Below are 21,811 nucleotides of genomic sequence, written 5' to 3' on the forward strand. Positions count from 1 at the left end.
CTATATAGCGACAAACAGTTTTGGGACGACACCTTGCCGCCAGCGCTCACCAGTATCACCGACGACGCGAAAATTGCTCTCGATAACCTCGCCGATCGCGCCTCGAACTTGGTCAACCCGTCTATGCGGCTTGGCGTTACCGGCTTGTCGCGTGCCGGCAAGACGGTGTTCATCTCGTCGCTTGTCCACAATCTCCTGAACGGCGGCCGGCTGCCACTGTTCGAGGCAATGCGATCCGGGCGGGTCTCGCAGGCTCGGCTCGAGCAGCAGCCGGACGACGCGATACCGCGCTTCCAGTATGAGGATCACATCGACGCACTGGTGCGCGAACGGATCTGGCCGGACTCGACGCGCGCGATCTCGGAACTCCGCGTCACGCTGGAATACCAAAGCGCCAGTGGATGGAACCGGATGTTTTCCCGCGGCCGCCTGTCGATCGACATCGTCGACTACCCCGGCGAATGGCTGCTCGACCTCCCGCTGCTGGCACAGGATTACGAGACCTTCAGCCGCAACACGGTAGACCTTGCCCGGACCGGCATTCGCGCCGAGTTGTCGAAGGACTGGCTTTCGTTCGCCTCCGGCATAGACATGGACGCACCGGCGGACGAAGGAACCGCGCGTCGGCTGGCCGAGAGTTTTGCGGCCTACCTGAAAGCCTGCAAATCCGATGAGCGCTCGCTCTCCACCCTGCCGCCCGGGCGATTTCTGATGCCCGGCGACCTGGAAGGTTCGCCCGCCCTCACCTTTGCGCCCCTCGCCGATCTTCCGGATACGCCGGCCCCGAAGGGGTCGTTCCGGGCGATGATGGAGCGCCGCTACGACGCCTACAAGACAATCGTCGTCAAACCCTTCTTCCGCGAGCATTTCGCGCGTCTCGACCGGCAGATCGTGCTGATCGACGCGCTCCAGGCGATCAACCGTGGCCCTGAGGCCGTGCAGGATCTGGAACGCGCACTGACCGACGTACTCGCCTGCTTCCGTCCCGGCCACAACAGCTTCTTCTCGTCGCTGGTCGGCCGGCGCATCGACAAGGTGCTGGTCGCAGCCACCAAGGCCGACCATCTGCATCACGAAAGCCACGACCGGCTGGAACGCCTGACCGGCCGCCTCGTCGACCGCGCCATCGAGCGGATCGGCATGGCCGGCGCCGGCATCGACGTGATGGCAATCGCCTCCGTGCGCGCCACGCGTGAAGCTTCCGTGAAGGACGGCAGTCACCAACTGCCGGTCATAGTCGGCACACCGATGGCAGGCGAAACCATCAATGGCGAAGTCTTCGACGGCACGCGGCAGACGGCGATCTTCCCTGGCGACCTTCCGGCCGACCCGGAAGCCTTGTTTCGGCAGCTCGGTCAGCCGGGCTCCGAGCTTCCGGATGTCAACGTGGTGCGCTTCCGTCCCCCGGCTCTCGACGAAAAGGGCGGCATTACCCTATCGGTCCCGCATATCAGGCTCGACCGCGCCATGCAGTTTCTGCTGGGAGATCGCCTCGCATGACCGACCGCAAGATCACCGATGACCGCCGCCGCCCAACTTCCTTCGTCGTAGACGACGACATTCCGACTAAAGAAGAGCCGCAGACCCACCCGAACCGCGCACCCCGCCGGTTTGACGATGGCATCGCCATCACGCCGGACGAGCTCGATCCGTTCATCAGCCCGCAGGAACTTTCAGCAGACGCGCTGGCCGTCGCAGTACCGGTCAAGCGGAAGCGATTCTCCTTCGCCAACCTCGCAGCCGCCGCCTTCGGCACGTTCCTGTCGCTCGCCTTCGGCCTCTGGGCAGATCGGATCATCCGGGATCTCTTCGCACGATCCGACTGGCTCGGTTACGCCGCAGCGGCAGCGTTGGGCGTCGGCATCGTCGCGCTTCTGGTCATGGTCGGTCGCGAAATCATCGGGATGATGCGGCTTGCTGCGGTCCAGACGCTGAAGACGCAAGCGGAAGACGCCCTGAAATCGCCAAGGCCGACGGCAGCCAGAACCGTCGTCGCCGCGCTCACGAAACTGACAGGTCACCGGGCGGAGACCGCCCGCGGACGTGCCGCGCTCGATGCGACGAAAGACGACATCATCGACGGGCCACAACTCATCGATCTCGCCGAGCGAGAACTCCTGTCGCCGCTCGACCGGCAGGCACGCGTCCTCATTCTTGGCGCCTCGAAACGGGTCTCGGTCGTCACCGCTGCCAGCCCCCGCGCGGTCGTTGATCTCGTCTATGTCCTGTTCGAGGTGACACGACTGATCCGCGCGATGGCGGACCTCTACGGCGGGCGCCCAGGCACGCTCGGACTGTTGAAGCTCGTGCGGGACGTGATGGCGCATCTGGCGGTAACAGGTTCGATCGCGGTTGGAGACGGAATCGCGCAGCAGGTTCTGGGCCATGGTTTGGCATCGAGGCTTTCAAGCAAACTCGGCGAAGGTGTCATCAACGGCCTACTGACGGCGCGTATCGGCATTGCCGCGATGGATCTTTGCCGCCCACTTCCCTTCCGCGCTGTGAAGCGCCCGGGGATCGGCGATTTCATGTCCGACATCTCTCCCGTCGGCCCGCGCAAGACCGATTGATCGCGCCTCTGTGACCCTTAATGACCCGAAAAGATACCAGTCATTAACCATTCCAAGCTAATTTGCGAGGCACTTGAAGTTTCTGGTTTCCAAGGGAAAGCACATGTATTCGCGCTTCTTTTCGCTTTTCGGTGGCATCGTTGCACTGACCATCGCAACTGCTCCCGCCCTGGCACCGGAGGCCTCCGCGGCTTCGCGTGACAAATCCTTTTTCCAGCAGGTCGGTGGCGTCTGGAAGGGTCCGGGCGAAATCGTCGCGGGCAAGTACAAGGGTACGAAGTTCAGCTGCAACCTGATTGGCGCTGCACAGCCGGATGGCACTGTCGGCATCAAGCTCGATGGCACCTGCCGCGTCGGCGTTTTCCAGCAGCCGATGTCCGCGGTCATCAGCCAGAGCAGCACCGGTTATTCCGGCAAGTTCCTGGACGGCGCCCAGGGCAAGGGCCTCGACATCGTCTCCGGCTCCGTCAATGGCGACAAGGTCGTGATGGGCATCAACCGTGCACAGCTGAACGGCGCAATGGTCGCCAGCCTGCGCGGCGAAAACAAGATGAACATCACCATTTCGGTGAAGGTCGAAGACCAGATGGTGCCCGTGATCGGCCTGTCGCTGGATCGCGATCTGGATTCGATCGCCGTCGGTTCGATCAAGCCCTAATCCACCAATCCCTGTCTGCGTCAGCGATCCTAATGCCTTCGATGTCCGCCTCTGCCAGCCAGTCGCGGACATTTTTCTGTCCGAGGACCATTTCGGGCGCGACATCGGCAAGCGGCATCATCACAAAGCCCCTCGCCGTCATGCGCGGATGGGGAAGCTCCAGCGTCTCGGAGTGATACGCGCTGTCGCCGTAGGTCAGGATGTCGATATCGATGGTTCTCGGGCCCCAGCGCTCGACGCGCTCACGCTTGCGCCGCCTTTCCATATCAAGACAGACATCGAGAAGCGACTCGGGATGAAGCGAGGTCTCGATCAGGGCGCAGCAGTTCAGGAACTCGGCCTGATCCGTCTTTCCCCATGGCGGCGTGGCATAAAGCCGGGATACGGCGAGCACCCGACAGTCCGATCGGGCATCAAGTTCCCTCAACGCATCCGCCATCGCGGCCCGCGGATCACCGACGTTACCGCCGAGCCCAAGGGCTACCAATTCCATCGAGCCGTCACGCGACATGCTCGATCCTGACTTCGGCATGATCAAGAATTCCCGGGATCGGCACGCTCGGCTTGCGCACCGTCACCTCGACCCTTCGGATCTGCGACGACCAGGCGCAAAGCGCCTTAGCGATGTCCTTGGCCAGCGTCTCGATCAGGTTGCGGCGCGTGCCGGTCACGATCCTCTCGACGATTTCATAGGCTTCGCCATAGTGCACGGTGCTCTCGACGTTGTCGTCCTCCAGCGCTTCTTCGGCATCCACATGCATGACGAGATCGACATAGAATCGCTGACCGAGCCTCTCTTCTTCCGCAAAGGCTCCATGACGAGCGAAGAACGCGCAGTTCTTGAGGGCGATGCTGTAGGTCCCCATCAGATGTCCTTACCTCGTGCTGCATGGGATGCCAGAACCGCATCTGCCATCAGCAGTGCATCGCGGTTGGCCGCCACGTTATGGACCCGGAAGATCGCAGCCCCGGCAAGCCTGAGAATCGCTGTCGTTGCCGCTGTGCCGATATCCCGCTGATCGGCCGGATCCCGCATCGTGACCGCACCGATAAACCGCTTTCGCGACGTCCCCGCGAGCAACGGAAATCCGAACGTATGCAACTCGCCGAATCGGGCGATCAGTTCCATGTCGTCGTCCCGGTTCTTGGCAAATCCGAACCCGGGATCGAGCACGATCGCCGCATCCTTGATCCCGGCAGCATGCGCGATCTTGAGAGACCGCGTGAGGAAATACTGCTGGTCTTCGATCATGTCCGCACGTCGATCCGTCCGGTCGCGTCCCGTATGCATGATGCAGATACCAGCACCTGTCTCGGCCGCGACATCAGCCATGTCGGGTTCGCGCTGAAGTCCATGTACGTCATTGATGACGTGGGCGCCGGCAGCCATCGCCAGCCGCGCCGTTACCGCACGATAGGTATCGACCGAGATCATAGCGTCGGTTTCGCCGACAAGCTTCTCGATCACCGGCAGGATGCGATCCTGTTCTTCGGCAGGCGTCACCGCCGCCGCGCCGGGCCGTGTCGATTCGCCACCGATATCGAGGATGGCAGCACCTTCGGCGACGCAGCTCAGCGCATGCCGCACGGCGCCATCCGTTTGCGCATGCCGACCGCCGTCGGAAAACGAGTCTGGGGTCACGTTGACGATCGCCATGATATGGCCTTGCGCGCCGAGTTCCAGCACGCGTCCGCGCGCCAATTGCCAGTGCGTGTTGCGCCGCGATATCACCGGCCAATCATCTTTGGAGAGTTGACGCAAAATTCAGGGACCTCGTGTTGCGCTTGGTCTCGCTATGCCCCAAGCTCTTTTAAAGTTCAACGTTGCAGGCCACAGAATGTTTTCAATGCGCGCGGTTCGCCGTTCCATCGGTACCGTACTTCTTGCAGGCGTATTCGCCTCTCCCGCATCGGCCGCACCGATCATCACCAAGACTTACTCGTATTTTCAGATCGGCGGCAAAACTGCCGAAGACCTCGACAAGGAGCTGGAAAAACGCGGTCCGCTGACCCGCACGACCGGCCACCGTCATCCCGGTGCAACCGAAATCAAATTCGGCGGGGAAGTGACCTATGTCGAGCGCGCCAATCGCTGCACGGTCGGCGCCGCAAGGGTCACACTGCGTACCCATATCGTTCTGCCACGCTGGATCAATCGACGTCGTGCAGACGCGGATCTTGGCATGATATGGGACACGCTTTCGGCAGACATCAAGCGCCACGAAGAACGCCATGCCGAGATTGCCCGCACCCACGCCCGCATTCTCGAGAGACAGCTTCTGGACCTATCGACGCCCAGCAGTTGCGATAGTCTCGAAAAGAAGGTGGCCGATGCGACTCGCGATCTTCTGGAAGCACACGACCGGGAACAGATGCGGTTCGACCAGGTCGAGTCGAAGAACTTCGACGAGCGGATGACCCGTCTTCTGAAATACCGGATGAAGCGCGACTGATCGGGCAGCGAAAGACGACATCGATCGGCACAGCCAATCCACCGACCCGTAGCCCGACCTTTCCCGAGACTTGCGCGGAGCTTTCGCACCACCCTGTCATTCATCGGTGACTTATAACAATATACTAATGTGTGTGTCTGGGCTAAAACCGTAGCAACAGAACGGCGCTGCCAACGACCCATATCAAGGGTCATCCAGCCGCCCGTGATCCCGGCCACGGTGCCCGGATCCACCAGTTCAGGCGCCGCAGATGTTCGCGGCCGCGATCAGGCACTTGGACCGAGAGAGGTCCCGCGTTGTTGCCTTGTACAAGCTTCACAGGTCTCCCCGGCGCAATTGCGGCCGCAGGCGTTTTCCTCCCTCGCCTTGCGGCTATGCGCCTGCCTTGCCTCGCTTGCGCTAACTGCGCAGCGAGGCATTTTTTTGGAAGAGGGTCGTCTGGTTTGGTTCAGGCCTGACGTTCTGGAACGTGCACGATCAGACCGTCGAGATCGGCCTTGATCTTGATCTGACAGGACAGCCGCGAGGTCGGCTTCACCTCAAAGGCGAAGTCGAGCATGTCTTCTTCCATCGCTGCCGGAGGACCGACCTTTTCGGTCCAGCCATCGTCGACATAGACATGACAGGTGGCACAGGCACAGGCGCCGCCGCATTCGGCCTCTATGCCTGGCACGGAATTGCGCACGGCGTTCTCCATTACCGTGGAGCCGTTGTCAGCTTCGATATCGAAGCGCGTACCGTCGAAGGCAACGAGGGTCAGTTTCGTCATGATCAGGAAATCCGCATTGAGTGGCAGTCTTGGCCGGTTGTCTTCCGATAAATCACCGGTCCAGTCAACACGAACGGACGACGCGCCGTTGTCTTGCGGCGCCCTCCAACTGTCACGGATCAGCGGCAGAGTTTCAGGATGAAGTTCTCGGCTTCCACGACACACGCGGCAAGCGCGGCCAAATGCGCGGCGTCGGCACCGTCTGCTTCGAGTTTTTCTGCAGCTTTGGAAACGCCGAACGCGCCGACCGCAGATGCAGCACCCCTCAGGCGATGCGCCGTCATCGCAACCCCGGCAGCGTCTGCGCCCGTCATGTCCTGCAGCGCCCGGCGGGCGTTGCGGGCAAACATCATCAGCACTTCGTTTTCCAGTGTCTTGTCGCCCATCGTCTGGCGGGCAAGATGCACGAGATCGATCGGGCGCGACTGCGAAGGACATGCCCCGCGCGGGCTAGTGGGCGTTGAAAAAGCAGTATTCGCCGCTGACATGAAACTCTGTTCCTCTTTGGGGCTCAATCATGCGTCCCAGTGATGCGGGACAGCGGCTGCCTATCCCGTTAAATTCCGGCACAATCACGGCGCAAATTTCGGGACATGGTTAATTTCCATCAACCTCAGGGAATGTCAGGGGTTTCGACATTTTACGTGGTTTAAATTCTGTTAACAACAAATCTGCTTTCCGGGCCGATCCCGGCCGAGCAATTGTGTGAAAGACACGAATGTGTCACTACAGGACGGTTGAGATGGGTGTGGAAACCATCCTGCGTCTGACGGCGGAACGGTGGTAAGCTTTCATTATCATCCGTTTGCAACAACGGCCGTTCGAATTGTGAGTAAAGTGGAATTGCGGCCAGCATGACGCACGGGCCGGGTTCCGGTCGGCGACCCGACTTCCAGCCTGCAGGCGGCAGAGCTGGAACGAAAGCGCCGGGTGAGTGTAACGAGGCGTAACCGCATGGCGAAGAAAACGAGCAGCGAGTCGGTCGATGAGACGGCTTTCCAGGCACTGGAAGAAGCGCTGAAGATCGACTTCAACGGCGAGCAGCCTCGCGCCCGACCAACTCAGACCGCTTCGGAGACCAGAGTGTCGGATACGCCAAGGCAGCGCTCCCCATCGTCCTCACAAAATTCGCAATCCGCCCCGCCTCGTCAGGCCGGTCCCGAAACGACAGCCCGACAGCCCGCTTTCGAGCCGGCCAATGATGCCGGTCGCCGCACCCCGAATGCGATTCTTCGTTCGCTCGAAGGCGGCTCGATCAAGAGCGCCGTCCGCAATGCCGCCATTATCTCGTTCTTCTGGGTTGTTGCGGGTATCGGTCTCGGCCAGCTGATCTACGGCAGCCAGCTGTGGGAATTCACCTCGGTCGCCGGCGTCCTCGCTGCACCGGGAATCGTCGCCCTCGTCGTCGGCATCCTGCTGCCGATCATGCTGTTCTTCGCCTTCGCGATCATGATGGCGAGAGCTGCCGATCTGCGCAATGCGGCCCGCTCGATGGCGGAAGTGGCCCTGCGTCTCTCCGAACCGGAAACCATTGCCTCCGAGCGCATCATGTCGGTCGGCCAGGCTGTCCGTCGCGAAGTGTCTGCGATGAACGAAGGCATCGAGCGCACCATTGCGCGTGCTTCCGAGCTGGAAACGCTGGTTCATTCCGAAGTCAACGCGCTGGAACGCAGCTATACAGACAACGAGCTGCGCGTCCGCGGCCTGGTGCATGAACTCGGTGCCGAGCGCGACGCGATCGTCAACCATGCGGAACGTATCCGCTCCTCGATCGTCGGCGTGCACGAGCAGCTGAAGGAAGACCTGTCGCTGTCGACAGAGGAGATCTCCGTTCGCCTTGCCACGTCAGGCGAGGCCTTTGCCTCGATGATCGACACCCGCGCCGCGTCTCTCATCGCAAAATCCGACGCTGCCGGTGAAGCGCTCAGCTCCCTGATGGCCGCCCGTGCCGAAAACCTCGTCTCGAGCCTGGCATCGTCCGGTATCGCTCTGGCCACCGAGTTCGATATCCGCCTCGACACGCTCACATCGACCATGTCCGAACGCGGTCAGGAATTGCTCGGCCAGTTCGAAACCCGTGCGTCGACCATCGATGCCAACACCGAAAAGCTGAACGCCGCCCTCGCCGACCGCACCCGTCAGCTCAACGAGACGCTGCTTGCCCGCACCCGCGAAATCACCGAGGGTCTGAATGACAGCGAGAAGACGCTCGGCGGCACGCTGGACACGGCAATCGCCGCGCTCAACCGCTCGCTCGACCAGAAGAGCGCCACCTTCCGTCAGAGCCTGCAGACCGCTTCCGACGACGCGATCATGGATCTCGACCTCCGCTCCGGCCTGTTCGAAGACCGTCTCCAGGCAACCGTTGGCCAGCTTTCGGCAACCTTCGACGACGGCCTGTCGCAGTTTACCACGGCATTCGACCAGCGCGCCGGCACGCTCGACAGCAAACTGATGGACAGCCTTGCCCGCATCAACGAAACCGTCGCCGGCGGTTCGGATGCGATCGAAGGCATCCTGTCGTCCAGCATCGACCGGATCGGCAATGCACTGACCGACCAGTCCCTTGCGCTCGCCACCACGCTTGGAACCGGCCAGGAAGTGCTGGACTCCATGCTCGAAAACCGCGCCCGCGAATTTTCCGATGCGCTTGCTGCCCGCAGCAACGAAATCAGCCACAGCTTCGGCGACGCCCATAACAAGGTCGATGCCGTCATGGTCGAACGCGGCACGGCACTCGCCGCCGCACTCTCCGATAGCCAGGCCCGTTTCGAGGACGCCGTCGGTTCGCGCGCGGACGCCCTCATCGATGCGGTCACCGGCAGCCACGATCGTCTTGCAGAAGTCCTCGACAGCCGCACCTCGGCAATCAGCGAGCTGATGTCGGGAACACCCGAGCGCCTGTCCTCGATGTTCGACGACAAGACTGAAGTCCTGTCGAAGGCGCTGTCCGACAGCGAGATCCGGCTCGGCAGCGAACTGGAGCGCAAGGTGACGAGCCTCGACACGACGCTTGCCGCCAACCGCGACCGCCTCGCTGAGATCTTCGATGACCGGTCGATGGACATCGCGACTTCGCTTGCCCTGCACGAAGATCGCCTCACAGGCGCACTCGAAGAAAAGACGGCAGCTCTGATCGGCGCCGTATCGGATGCAGACAGCCGTATCGAACACACGTTCGCCGCTCGCGCCGAAGCAATCCGCACGGCCTATACGGACGGCCAGCTCGGTCTCGATCTCTCGCTCGAAAGCCACGTCTCCGAGCTTTCCCGCATCATCGACAGCGGCAGCGAACGGCTCGATAAGTCTGTCGGCGGTGCAGCCGAACGGATCGAAGCCACGTTGGCCGAGCGCACCGAAGCAATCCGCAGCGTCTATCAGGACGGCCAGATTGGTCTCGACATCACGCTTGCGACCCAGACCTCGGAACTGGCGCGCATTCTCGACGGCGGCAGCGAACGCCTCGAGAATTCCGTAGAAGGGGTTGCCGGCCGCATTGAAGCTGCCTTTGCCGATCGCACCGACGCGATCCGCAACGCCTATCAGGAAGGTCAGCTCGGTCTCGACATTACACTCGAAACGCATGCCTCGGAACTCACCCGCATCATCGAAGGCGGCAGCGAGAAGCTTGAGACATCCGTCGGCGGCGCAGCCCAGCGCATCGAGAGCGCCTTCGCCGATCGTACCGAAGCGATCCGCAACGCCTATCAGGAAGGTCAGCTCGGTCTCGACATCTCGCTCGAAACGCATGCCTCGGAACTCACCCGCATCATCGAAGGCGGCAGCGAGAAGCTTGAGACATCCGTCGGCGGCGCAGCCCAGCGTATCGAAACGGCGTTCGCAGATCGTACCGACGCAATCCGCACTGCCTATCAGGAAGGTCAGCTCGGCCTCGACATCACACTCGAAACGCACGCTTCGGAACTCACCCGCATCATCGAAGGCGGCAGCGAGAAGCTTGAGACATCCGTCGGCGGCGCAGCCCAGCGTATCGAAAGCGCCTTTGCCGATCGTACCGATGCGATCCGCACCGCCTATCAGGAAGGCCAGCTCGGCCTCGACATCACACTCGAAACGCACGCTTCGGAACTCACCCGCATCATCCAGGGCGGTAGCGAGAAGCTTGAGACGTCCGTCGGCGGTGCAGCCCAGCGCATCGAAAGCGCCTTTGCCGATCGTACCGATGCCATCCGCAGCGCCTATCAGGAAGGCCAGCTCGGCCTCGACATCACGCTCGAGACCCACGCCTCGGAACTGTCGCGCATCATCCAGTCCGGCAGCGCGGAGCTTGAGACATCCGTCGGCGGTGCAGCGGAACGCATCGAAAGCGCGTTTGCAGATCGCACGGATGCAATCCGCAGTGCCTACCAGGACGGCCAGCTCGGCCTCGACATCACGCTCGAAACCCAGGCTGCGGAACTGTCCCGCATCCTCGACGGTGGCAGCGCTCGTCTCGAAAACTCGGTCGGTGGCGCAGCCACACGTATTGAATCCGCCCTCACCGATGGCACCAGCCGCTTCGAAACCGGCATGGCCGATGGCCTGCAGCGGATGGACGAAACCTTCGACGCCACCCAGCAGCGGATTGCTGCAACGATCGGCCTCGGTCACCAGCAGCTCGCCGATACGCTTGCCACAGCCGGACAGGACATCGCGCAGACGCTCGGCGCCGCCAACTACGAGATTTCCTCGACGGTCGGTTCGGGCGCCCAGAACATCTCCCAGTCCGTCGGCGACGCAACGCGCAACATCGCCTCGACCTTGGATGGAGCAACCCGCACCATCAGCGACACGGTCGGCACCGCTGCCGTACAGATCTCCGGCGTCGTCGATACCGCAAGCCGCGACATATCCGAAAAGGTCACGACGGCACACGGTCAGATGGCCGAGACGCTCGACACGGCAAACCGCCAGCTCTCGTCTACACTCGATGGCGGCTACGATCGCATTCGCTCGACACTCGACGATCGCGGCGGCCTGATTGCCAGCACGCTCACCAATGCGCAAAACCATCTGGCCGACTTGATGCTGGATCAGGCAACATCGATCGGCGCCACCATCGCAACCAGCGCCGGCATGCTGGAAATGTCCCTCGAAGCCCAGCAGGAATCGCTGCGCGCCACGATCGACGGCGCCGGTGAAAACCTGGAAACGCGTCTTCGCGAAAACGTCGGCGCGATTGCAGGCCAGCTCAACGAAGCCGCCCGCGAAATCACAGCCTCCGCAGAGGGATTCTCGAGCCGCGTCGAAGAAACTGTCGGCGGCGTTTCTACCGCCCTCGATGGCGCCGGCACCCGGATAGAGACGACTTTCGGTGGTCTGGAAGAACGCATCCGCTCGGAACTGGGCAATGCGACCAGCCTGGTCGACACGGCCGGCAACAGTATCGCCGATGCACTCGGCGCCCGCACCGCGGAACTGGAGCGCGTTACCAGCCTTGCGACCGATCGCGTTTCAACCGTGATGAGTGATCGCACGGCCGAACTGGAGCGCTTGTCGGGAGAAACTGCAGACCGCATCAATCAGGCGCTCGCATCCCGCACGCAGGAATTTGAGCGCATCGGATCCGAAACATCGGATCGGATCGCCGAAACGCTGGATACACGCACCGCCCGCATCGAGGAACGCCTCGGCACCATGGACCGGGCGCTCACCGTCGGCCTCGACGCCGTGTCGCGCACCATCGAAGGCAAGGCAGTTGGCCTCGCATCCAGCCTGCGCGACGCTGTCAGCGCCGCAGCGCAGGGCATGGATAGCGAAGCCAGCCGTTCGGCAGAGCTTCTTGCCCGCGCCGGCGCAGACTTCACGGAAGAACTCAGCACCCGCAACGATGAGTTTGCCCGCTCGATCGAACAGCGCTCCAACGATATCGTCGACCGCATTTCGGAAACCCAGAACCGGCTTGCCGGTCAGGCGGCAACCGTGGCGCAGGCCTTCTCGGAAGCCGGCAACGCGATCGTCCACAAGGTCGCCGAAGCAGACAGCCTGGTGAAGAAGCAGGTCAACGCGATTTCGGAAGCGCTTGGCGATGCCGAAAAGGCGCTCGATGCCCGCGGCACGTCTCTGCGCGACACGCTTGCCGAAACCGCAGGCGAACTCGACAGCGCTCTTTCGGCCGTCGACAAAGCGCTCGCTGCCCGTGGAGAATCGATCCGCTCGTCGCTCGACAGCCGCACCCGCGACCTGAACTCGATGCTCTCAAGCCGTTCGGCCGAACTCTCCAAGCTGATCGACGAAAAGGCACGGCCGCTGGTCGAGGAATATGCCGAGACCGGCCGGTCCGCCGCCGAGCGCATCAGCCAGGCCGCACAGGAAAGCGCCGAGCGCCTTTCCACGGCCGCCCGCGATACGACCGACCGCATCCGCAACGAGAACGACGCACTGGTGGAGGCGATTTCCGCCCGCACCAACGAGACGCTCGCCGCCATCAGCCAGCGGACAGAGAATGCCACCGGTGCCATGCGCGCCGTCGAGCAGAGCCTGTCGGCAAACGTCAACAGCCTGATCGAGCGCCTTGCCGAAAGCAATTCGGGCATCGCATCGCTGGTCGAACAGGCCGCCCGCAATCTCGGCCAGGCAGCGGACCGCGTCAGCGAACAGCTGTCCGACGCCGATCAGAAGCTCGATGCGACCGCCAACCGCTTTGCCGAGTCGGCCAACAGCGCGGCCGACCTCGTGCATGGTTCGAGCCGCCTGCTCGAAAACAACATCGATCGCCTGGTCAGCATTTCCGGCCAGACGCTCAGCCAGGTCGGCGGCATCGTCGGTCGCTTCGACGATCACTCCAAGGTTCTCGCTCAGGCGTCCGAGCTGCTCGGCGCTGCCCAGTCGAACCTTGCAAGCACGCTCGACGAACGCCAGACCGCGCTTCGCACGCTCTCTGCCGGTCTCGTCAAGCGTTCGGAGGAAATCGAAGGCACGCTCAATGGTCTGACCTCCCTCGTCGATGGCGCCTTTACCCGCGCCGAAGATCGCACCTCGCAGATCGGCGCATCACTGCGCGAAAGCCTGCACGCTTCCTTCGCCGATATCGGTCGCGGCCTGGGCGAAACCCAGCAGCGTGCCAACCTCACGGCCCAGGCTATGCGCGAGACGCTGAGCGAGGCTGGCAACGAGGCAAGCCGCGCCATCGAGACGACACTGTCGGATGCCGAAACACGCGCCCGCGATCTCTCCGAACGCCTGCGCGGCAGCATCACCGGTTCGATGGGCGACATTGAGCGCCTGCTGGCCGACGCCGCAAACCGCACCGATGGCGCAGCCCAGCAGTTGCGCGATACGCTGCGGGTTTCCGTTGAAGAGGCGATCGGCCGCTTTACCGGCGCAACCGACGAGATCCGCCGCTCGGCCCAGGACATTCGCCAGGAACTCGATGCGACTCGCACCGAACTGAAGCGCGGCGCGTTCGATCTGCCCGAAGAAGCCAAGGAAAGCGCAGCCGCCATGCGCCGTGCAGTGGCTGAACAGATCAAGGCCCTGCAGGACATCTCGCAGCTAGTCGGCCGGTCCGCCCAGAGCCTCGACGTGTCCGAGCCGGTTGCAATGTCGCGCCCTGCTCCGGTCGCCCAGCCGGCTCCGCAGCCGGCGGCCCCGCGCCCTGCAGCCCCGACGGCACCAGCCGCCGCGACGAGCGCACCGTTTGGCTCGTCTGTCCTTCGTGACAGTCTGCCACTCGATCGTCCGACGCCGAGCATCGCACAGGGCGTCAGCAAGCCGGTTGCCCAGGCGCCGTCACAGACGCCACCGGTAACGCAGGTTCTCGCACAGCCTCAGGCCCCGGTCTCCCGCGCACCTGAAGCAACGCAGCGTCCAGGTGAAGGCGGCTGGATCAGCGATCTCCTTCGCGGTGCATCGCGTGACGATACATCAGGCACAGTTGCTCGCCAGCCGCAGCAGGCTGCACGCCCGACAGCAGCCGAACCGGCCCAGCCGGTTCGCACCAACGGCGACAACCGCAACCCGCGCCACATGGTGGAATCGCTCAACTCTCTGTCGGTCGACATCGCCCGCGCGATCGATCACGACGCCTCGGTCGACCTCTGGCGCCGTTACCAGCGCGGCGAGCGCGACGTGTTCACACGCCGCCTCTACACGCTGAAGGGCCAGCAGACGTTCGACGACATCAAGCGGAAATACGAACGCGAGCCGGAATTCCGCACCGCCGTCGATCGCTACATCGCCGATTTCGAAAAGCTGCTCGCCGATGTTGCCCGCACAGATCGCGACAAGACGGTCACCCAGAGCTACCTGACCTCGGATACGGGCAAGGTCTACACCATGCTCGCCCACGCGGCCGGACGTTTCAGCTGATCGATCCATTCCGCAGGGAATGCCGAATACAAGAAGCCGCCTTTCGGGGCGGCTTTTTCGTTGGCGGATAAACCCTGAAAAAGCTGTTGGCGAGAGGGATACCCCGACGTCCCTCATCCCAGCCCTTGTGCCGAAATTCCAGCGGCACGAGGGCTGTTGGGGTCACAGACTCCTTCAGCTCAAGGACACGAGCTGACTGGATCCCCGCCACAAGGGCGAGGATGAGAGGAGTTTGGTGACAGGCTCAGTTTCCAAACCGACCTGCGGAGTTTTTCGCCAGTACTCTTCACAGAACGCTCAGTCGCCCATCAAGCCGGCTTTCGATGGGCTGCACTACATCGGAGCGAACCTGAGTCTGGCCCTCTTTCTACTCAGTTCCTCAACGGCCGCTCTTTTGCCGCGCCCCAGAAACTGAGCCGCGCATCGGGCGCGTGCCTGAGGAGAATGATCTCCATCCGTGGACGAAGGTCGCTGCGAAAGCGTGACGCGTTCCGGGCGTCCCAGACGCCGATATAGCACGCGCCGGAGACATCGTTGCGAAACACCACGGCGCCGCCAATGGCAGAAGCCAGACCACCTTCGCCCACCACGCCGCCTGCGCCATAAACCGCTACGACACTTTGCAACGGTGCAACGCTGACCACGGTGTCACCGGAGGGAGCAAAACCGGATTGCCTGAAAAGATAGACGGGGATCGGACGCCAGTCATTCGCTTGGCTCTCATGAGAGGCAACCGGGATCGGAGCGCTGTTCACACCACAGGTCAACGCCATAACGGCCAGGCTATTAGTTCGGATTGCGAAGCCAGCTGTCAAAGACACATGGCAGGACTTGCGAGGGATCTTAGGGCTGGAACCAGTATCGTATCGCTCAGCTGGCAGAGCGGGTCCGGGAGCCGGGTGGGCATCCTAACGCGATGCTTGGGACCATCGCCAAGCTTCACCGCCAGCGCCCTTGGGTAGCGTTCGCTCGGGTAAGATTACGTACTGCAGGAAAGTGCTTCTCTGCCGCGAATTGTTCGGCAGAGAAGTCTCCGCCAGGCCGATATCGCGCGGGTCGTCCCCGCGCGAAAAGGATCACATGGCCTTGAGAGCCCAGTCGACAATATTCGCGCCGACCTGTGCAAATGCCTTGTCCAGCGCTTCGATGAAGCGGCGGTTCTCGGTTCCGGCGACCGGCACCGTTGCCTTGAAGACGGTCTGGGCACGAACGCTGCCGTTGCGGTCGTTCAAGAGCTTTGCCGAGATCTCCACCGTGGCAAGCCTGTTGCCCTCAGTCACCACCTCGAAGCTGCGGATATCGGTTACGACCTGATAGTCGATCGCCAGACCCTGCCCCGGCTTGCCGACGCCGCCAACCCGTCCGGAGTTTTCGAACGCTTCGACCAGCTTCGACTGGACCAGTGCCGGAAGCCTGTCACCCCAGCGGGAATTGGCCAGATACTGAACCTCGGAGGGCGAAATACGCACAACGACCTGGTCGCTGTTGAGCATCTTGACCGCAGTCGGTTCAGGCACCAGGATTTGCCGGCTCTTCGCGGTTGCTCCGCTCGCCATCGGCGTGATCGACAGGTCGAACGTGTCGTTGTTCGCCTTGCTGCCACAACCGGCCAGAAGTGCTGCCATCAAAGGGGCTGCGATGATGATCGGATGGCGGATGACGCGAAGCATCGCAGATCCTTGCATGAAACCCTGAACTCCCCGCATGTTAGCGCCGTGTCCTGCCATCGTACTCTTTCACCGTTTCGCCGCCGAAGATCAGGCGCTGGGGGTTCTGGTCAAAATTGCTGATTGCCTGATTGAGCGACTGCACGGTTCCGCGCGTGTCGTTGATCAGCGTTTGGATGTCTCTCAGGCCACCGGACGAAAAGCGCGACAGGTTGTCGGCAATCGGTCCAACGCGCGAATTGATATTGTCGGCGACGGTGCGGAAGGATTCGAGCGTCTTGCGCGCCTCGGCAAACAGACCCTGCGAGTCGTCGCTGGAGACCAGCCCGTCCACCTTCGCCAGAATTCCGTCGACGCGGTTCGAAGCGTTGTTGAGCTTGGTCGACATGTCCGTGAAGTTGGAGATCGCACCGTTGATGTCGTCGCGGCGGCGCGACACGTCGTCGATCACGTCGCGCGCCGAGCTGAGCGTCTGGCGTGCGTCTTCGGATGCCGACGAGATGTTGCGGATCGTTGCGCCGACCTGATTGACGTCGACGGCCGCCATCAGCGTATCGGCGCGTTTCAGGGCGCTCTGCGCATCGACGCCTGCCTGCTGGAAGCTCGCAGCCGCCTGAGTCACGTTCTGCACCAGAGGGCCGAAGTTGTCCGAGGCATTGGCAATGTTGCGAGTCACCCGTTCGGCGTTCGTGACAACCTGATTGACGCGCTCCGCATCGATTGCCCGTACCAGCTGGTCGGCTGCTTCGAGCGTCGAGTTCAACGTGCCGGAGACGCGATCGACCGTCGCCGACAGCGTCGAGAGGCTGTTCAGGAATTTGTCGATGCTGTCCGAATTGTTGCTGAGCGCAGCCGTAAACGTCTCGACGTTGCGAATGGTCTGCGTCAGCGGACCACGTGCGTCCCCGACAAATCCCTGGATGTCGCCGATCGCCTGGTCGGCCCGGTCGAGGATCTTGTCGGCGGTCGCAAGAAGGTTGGTCACGCTCGACTGGTCGGCGATCAGCACCGCAGGACGGCCACTCTCGATCGCCTTCTGCAGGATGTTTTCTTCACCCTTGGCACCACCCGACATTTCCACATAGGCAGCGCCCGTCAGGCCCTGAACTTCCAGAACGGCCTTGGTCGACTGGTAGACAGGTGCGTCGGCGCGCACTTCGGTGAACGCGATCGAGTAGCGCGGATCATCCGGGTCGATGCTGAGGCTGCGCACGGAGCCGACTGGGATGCCGTTGAAGCGCACCGCCGAACCAACGGAAAGACCGTTTGCGGAGCCCGGAATGCGAATCGCCAGCTCAGCCGTGGGGCCTCCCCGGCCGGACGAAGCCATCCAGTAGACGAACCCGAAAGCGGCAGCCATTACCAGCAAGGTAAAAAAGCCAACGAGGGCGTAATTTGCTTTAGTTTCCATAGGTTACATCACTTCTCAGATTCGCCGTCGGGCCTGGTCTCATCGGTCACGACGGAACGCGCGCGCTTGCCCTTGAAATAGGACTGAACCCACGGATCGTCGAAGGCGAACATATCCTCAAGCGTGCCTTCCACCAAGACCCGTTTCTGCCCAAGCACGGCAATGCGATCACAAACGGAAAACAGGCTGTCGAGGTCGTGGGTCACCATGTAGACGGTGAGCCCAAGCGTATCGCGCAACCTTGCAATCAAGGCATCGAAATCGGCAGCGCCGATGGGATCGAGGCCGGATGTGGGCTCGTCGAGGAAAACCAGATCGGGGTCGAGCGCCAGAGCGCGCGCAAGGGCTGCGCGCTTGATCATGCCGCCAGAGAGTTCCGACGGATACTTGTCGGCCGCATCGGGCGGCAGGCCCACCATCTCAAGCTTCACATAGGCGAGTTCGTCCATCAGCGACTGCGGCAGATCGAGATACTCGCGCATTGGCAGCTGGATGTTTTCTTTCACCGTCAGCGCCGAAAACAGCGCACCGTGCTGGAACAGCACGCCGAGCCGCGTATCGAGCGCCACGCGCTGCTGTTCGTCGGCGGTGGCATAATCAACTCCGAGGATCTCGATCGTACCTGAGCGCTGCGGCAGCAATCTGAGAACCGTGCGCATCAGCACCGACTTACCGGTGCCCGACGCTCCTACGAAGCCGAGGATCTCGCCCCGGTAAATATCGAGGTTCAGATTGTCCAGCACGAGCTTCGAGCCGAAGCCGACCGTCAGATCCTTGACCGACAGCACGACCTTGCGCTCGTCGCTCTTCGTCTCCGCGGGTTTGGTATTGTCAAAGGTTTGAACGTCTTCCACGCCGGTCCCCATCAAAAATCGATCGCGGAATAGAAAATCGCAAACATCGCGTCGATCAGGATCACCGCGAAGATCGATTTCACCACCGACGAGGTGACGTGCTGGCCGAGCGATTCTGCGCTGCCGCCAACTTTCATTCCCTCGACAGCCGCCACGATGCCGATTGCCAGCGCCATGAACGGCGCCTTGATCATGCCTGAGGCCACCGACGAGAAGTCGACCGCCTCCTTGAGGCGCGACAGGAACGTATCGAATGTGATGCCGGAATAGACCAGCGTGATCACCGCAGCGCCGTAGAGGGCCGACAGGTTCGCGACGATGGTCAGGAGCGGCAGTGCGATCGTCAGAGCGACAAGGCGCGGGAACACGAGCACACCGACGGGATTAAGGCCGATGACGGTCAGCGCGTCGATCTCCTCGCGCATCTTCATGGAGCCGATTTCGGCGGTGATCGCGCTGCCCGAACGGCCGGCGATCATGATCGCAGTGATCAGAACGCCGATTTCGCGAAGCTGCAGAATGCCGACCAAGTCGACGACGAAGATTTCTGCCCCGAAATACCGGAGCTGGAAAGCGCCCTGCTGGGCAATGATGGCGCCGATCAGAAACGACATCAGCAGGATGATCGGCACCGCACGCACGCCCATCCGGTCGATATGCGTCACGACGGATGCCGGAGAAACGCCGGATCCGCGGCCGAATTTCAGCTGTGCGCCACGGACCGCCGAGCCGAGAATGTGCATGGCGGCGACGAAGTCACCGGCAAATTCCGTCATCGTCTTGCCGACCGGGCTGAACACGCGATCAAACAGCGACCGCTTGTCCTGATCGTTGGGCGGCGGTGCCGGGGTCTTTTCCGGCAGGGCGCCAACCAGTTCCTCGATCGTCCCTTCCGCCCCGACCAACTTCGCGTCGCGACCCTGCTCGGCTTTTGCCGACAGAAGACGGCGAATCAGCCAGGCACCGGATGTATCGATTCCGTCGATCGCCGAAACGTCGATCTCGAGGGATCCAGACCCGCTGCTCTTTTCAAGATCGCCAAACGCCTTGAGGACCGGCGAAATCGAATGATTGCGCCATTCTCCGGCCAGAATGTAGCGCTCGCCATCGCCGCCGGGCAGGTCTTCGGCTTTGATTTCGGCAGGTTGTGACGGCACAGGTTTCTTTCGGCTTAGGTTAAGCAGCACGCGGCTGCGATCTGCTGTTGATCGCAGCACTGAGAGCGGCAATATAGCGACCCTGAACGGATTTGCCACAACGCCCAGGTGGAAAACCATGACGCGTCACTTCGAAGCAACAATCGAGAAATTCCCGATCGCGGGGGTGTTTACGATTTCCCGCGGTTCCAAGACAGAAGCCGAGGTGGTGACCTGTGCGATCACCCGCGACGGCCTGACCGGCCGGGGCGAATGCGTTCCCTACAAACGCTACGGTGAAACAACCGAAGGCGTCCTCGACGAGATCAACTCCCTTGCTTCGATGATGCACGATGGCATGGATCGCCACACACTGCAGACGCGCCTGCGACCGGGAGCCGCCCGCAACGCGGTGGACTGCGCCTTGTGGGATCTGGAAGCCAAAAGCCTTGGCCGTTCGGTGGCATCGATGATTGATGCTGCCGAAAAGCCGCTCATCACCGCCTTCACGCTGTCGCTTGGCGAGCCGGAGGCAATGGCAGAGGATGCGCGCAGGAATGCGGCTCGCCCTCTCCTCAAGGTCAAGCTCGGCACAGACGATGACGAAAGTCGAATGCGGGCGGTGAGGCAGGCAGCGCCCGATTCGCGTCTGATCGTCGATGCCAACGAGGGTTGGACAGAGGACAATCTGGCCCGACATCTGGATGTGGCCGACGCCCTCGGTATCTCGTTGATCGAGCAACCGCTGCCAGCCGGCAAGGATGCAATCCTTGCCACCATTCGCCGCAAGGTGATGATCTGCGCTGACGAAAGCGTGCACGCGACCGGCGATCTTGCAAGTTTGAGAAACCGCTACGACGCCGTCAACATCAAGCTCGACAAGACCGGTGGGCTGACGGAGGCGCTGATCATGAAGGAGGAGGCGCAGCGACTGGGCTTTGCCGTCATGATCGGCTGCATGGTCGGAACGTCGCTCGCCATGGCCCCCGCAGTTCTTCTGGCGCAGGATGCCGACTACGCCGATCTCGACGGTCCGTTACTCCTGGCGCAAGACCGCCCGGACGGGCTGCGATACGACGGATCGCTGGTCTATCCGCCCCGGACGAACCTCTGGGGATAATGAGTCCCTTGCATCGTCGGGCCGTTACGCGGCCTGCATGCCCCTGATCGTCTCCGGTGCCGGCAGCGTCGTGATTTCCGCGGTCTTCGCGATCTTCTGCCAGGAGATCAGCTCCAGCGTCCCGTCACGATGCTCGGCAATCGCCGTGCAGCTTTCGACCCAGTCGCCCGTGTTGACGTAGTGGATCCCGTCGATGTCTTCCATCACAGCATGATGGATATGGCCGCAGATGATCCCGTCGACATTGTTGCGGCGTGCCTCGTCGACGACAACCTTCTGGAACTCGCCGATGAAATTCACGGCGTGCTTCACCTGCAGCTTCGCCCAGGCAGAGAATGACCAGTATGGCAGGCCGATGCGGCGGCGCACCGCGGCAAGACCGACATTGATGGCGATTGCCGCATCATAGGCCCAGTCACCGAGATAGGCGAGCAGACGCGCATTGCGCACCACGACGTCGAACTCGTCACCGTGCAGCACCATGTATTTCCGCCCGTCTGCCATCTCGTAGATCATTCGGTCTGCGACCTCGATACCGCCGAAATGCATGCCGGGAAAATCGCGCAGGAATTCGTCGTGGTTTCCCGGAATGTAGACGATCCGCGTGCCCTTGCGCGCCTTGCGCAGAAGCTTCTGAACCACGTCGTTACAGCCCTGCGGCCAGTTCCAGCTGCGCTTCAACCGCCAGCCGTCGACGATATCGCCGACCAGCACGATCGTTTCCGCCTCGTGGTAGCGCAGGAAATCGAGCAGAAAGTCCGTGCGGGCGGCTTTGGAGCCGAGATGCACGTCCGAAATGAACAGGGTTCTGAAATGCCTTGTCTCGATTGCATCGGCCACGGAAACGTCCCTTCGTTACCTAC

General features: G+C 62.1%; 17 protein-coding genes. 6 read left to right on the forward strand and 11 right to left on the reverse strand.

Translation table 11 applies throughout. From position 1 onward, the window contains the following. The first annotated feature begins 33 nt into the window (after window positions 1-33). The 3 genes from J3A65_RS10050 to J3A65_RS10060 all read left to right on the forward strand — a co-directional run bounded on the left by J3A65_RS10050 (window position 34) and on the right by J3A65_RS10060 (window position 3,228). Window positions 34-1,500, forward strand: coding sequence for a YcjX family protein (locus tag J3A65_RS10050; protein ID WP_062456623.1), 1,467 nt, complete (start codon window positions 34-36; stop codon window positions 1,498-1,500). Beyond that, complete coding sequence (locus J3A65_RS10055; protein ID WP_209900986.1) at window positions 1,497-2,570, forward strand: TIGR01620 family protein; 1,074 nt, start codon at window positions 1,497-1,499, stop codon at window positions 2,568-2,570. Before J3A65_RS10050 ends, J3A65_RS10055 begins: the two co-directional genes overlap by 4 nt. A gap of 103 nt (window positions 2,571-2,673) precedes the next feature. Beyond that, window positions 2,674-3,228, forward strand: coding sequence for a hypothetical protein (locus tag J3A65_RS10060; RefSeq protein WP_062456618.1), 555 nt, complete (start codon window positions 2,674-2,676; stop codon window positions 3,226-3,228). Here J3A65_RS10060 and folK read toward each other — a convergent pair. Genes folK through folP form a run of 3 tightly spaced genes read right to left on the reverse strand, consistent with a single transcriptional unit; the run spans window position 3,218 to window position 4,885 of the window. Further along, entirely contained in the window at window positions 3,218-3,760 is a 543-nt protein-coding gene (gene folK, locus J3A65_RS10065; protein WP_245341508.1) for a 2-amino-4-hydroxy-6-hydroxymethyldihydropteridine diphosphokinase, read from the reverse strand. The genes J3A65_RS10060 and folK overlap by 11 nt on opposite strands. Continuing rightward, window positions 3,729-4,094 (reverse strand): dihydroneopterin aldolase, encoded by a 366-nt coding sequence (folB, locus tag J3A65_RS10070; RefSeq protein ID WP_174196599.1) that lies wholly within the window; start codon window positions 4,092-4,094, stop codon window positions 3,729-3,731. The genes folK and folB overlap by 32 nt, the downstream gene beginning before the upstream one ends. Further along, on the reverse strand, window positions 4,094-4,885 hold the full coding sequence (gene folP, locus J3A65_RS10075; RefSeq protein ID WP_209903436.1) for a dihydropteroate synthase: 792 nt from the start codon (window positions 4,883-4,885) through the stop codon (window positions 4,094-4,096). Before folP ends, folB begins: the two co-directional genes overlap by 1 nt. A gap of 181 nt (window positions 4,886-5,066) precedes the next feature. On the opposite strand from folP, the gene J3A65_RS10080 reads away from it, so the two are divergent. After that, complete coding sequence (locus J3A65_RS10080) at window positions 5,067-5,681, forward strand: DUF922 domain-containing protein (protein ID WP_184653265.1); 615 nt, start codon at window positions 5,067-5,069, stop codon at window positions 5,679-5,681. Between the two features lie 448 nt (window positions 5,682-6,129). On the opposite strand, the gene J3A65_RS10085 is transcribed toward J3A65_RS10080, so the two are convergent. Both J3A65_RS10085 and J3A65_RS10090 read right to left on the reverse strand, forming a co-directional pair. Continuing rightward, entirely contained in the window at window positions 6,130-6,450 is a 321-nt protein-coding gene (locus J3A65_RS10085) for a 2Fe-2S iron-sulfur cluster-binding protein (protein ID WP_062456606.1), read from the reverse strand. A 119-nt stretch (window positions 6,451-6,569) separates the two neighbouring features. Further along, entirely contained in the window at window positions 6,570-6,938 is a 369-nt protein-coding gene (locus tag J3A65_RS10090; RefSeq protein WP_062456603.1) for an Hpt domain-containing protein, read from the reverse strand. Between the two features lie 466 nt (window positions 6,939-7,404). On the opposite strand from J3A65_RS10090, the gene J3A65_RS10095 reads away from it, so the two are divergent. Continuing rightward, window positions 7,405-14,760: a hypothetical protein gene (locus J3A65_RS10095; RefSeq protein ID WP_209900988.1), complete on the forward strand. Its 7,356-nt coding sequence runs from the start codon at window positions 7,405-7,407 to the stop codon at window positions 14,758-14,760. Window positions 14,761-15,131: 371 nt separating this feature from the next. On the opposite strand, the gene J3A65_RS10100 is transcribed toward J3A65_RS10095, so the two are convergent. From J3A65_RS10100 to J3A65_RS10120, 5 genes are all read right to left on the reverse strand, one after another. Continuing rightward, the gene (locus J3A65_RS10100) at window positions 15,132-15,533 is read right to left on the reverse strand and encodes a hypothetical protein (protein ID WP_209900990.1); all 402 of its coding nucleotides are present in this window, start codon (window positions 15,531-15,533) and stop codon (window positions 15,132-15,134) included. 303 nt (window positions 15,534-15,836) lie between these two features. After that, entirely contained in the window at window positions 15,837-16,430 is a 594-nt protein-coding gene (locus tag J3A65_RS10105) for an ABC-type transport auxiliary lipoprotein family protein (protein WP_209900992.1), read from the reverse strand. Between the two features lie 37 nt (window positions 16,431-16,467). Beyond that, window positions 16,468-17,838, reverse strand: a complete 1,371-nt coding sequence (locus J3A65_RS10110) for an MlaD family protein (RefSeq protein WP_062456594.1) — start codon at window positions 17,836-17,838, stop codon at window positions 16,468-16,470. An 8-nt stretch (window positions 17,839-17,846) separates the two neighbouring features. Beyond that, complete coding sequence (locus J3A65_RS10115; protein ID WP_244476144.1) at window positions 17,847-18,692, reverse strand: ABC transporter ATP-binding protein; 846 nt, start codon at window positions 18,690-18,692, stop codon at window positions 17,847-17,849. A gap of 11 nt (window positions 18,693-18,703) precedes the next feature. After that, a complete protein-coding gene (locus J3A65_RS10120; protein WP_348635211.1) occupies window positions 18,704-19,849 on the reverse strand; it encodes an ABC transporter permease in 1,146 nt (381 codons plus the stop codon). A 118-nt stretch (window positions 19,850-19,967) separates the two neighbouring features. Here J3A65_RS10120 and dgcA point away from each other — a divergent pair, with 118 nt between their 5' ends. Then, window positions 19,968-20,948 carry an N-acetyl-D-Glu racemase DgcA gene (gene dgcA / locus J3A65_RS10125; protein ID WP_192076959.1) on the forward strand — a complete coding sequence of 327 codons (981 nt, stop codon included), beginning with the start codon at window positions 19,968-19,970 and terminating at the stop codon, window positions 20,946-20,948. 24 nt (window positions 20,949-20,972) lie between these two features. Here dgcA and J3A65_RS10130 read toward each other — a convergent pair whose 3' ends face one another. After that, entirely contained in the window at window positions 20,973-21,788 is an 816-nt protein-coding gene (locus J3A65_RS10130) for a UDP-2,3-diacylglucosamine diphosphatase (protein ID WP_209900996.1), read from the reverse strand. Window positions 21,789-21,811 lie beyond the last annotated feature (23 nt).

The sequence above is a fragment of the Rhizobium sp. PvP014 genome (assembly GCF_017876855.1).
Taxonomy (GTDB): Bacteria; Pseudomonadota; Alphaproteobacteria; order Rhizobiales; family Rhizobiaceae; genus Neorhizobium; species Neorhizobium soli.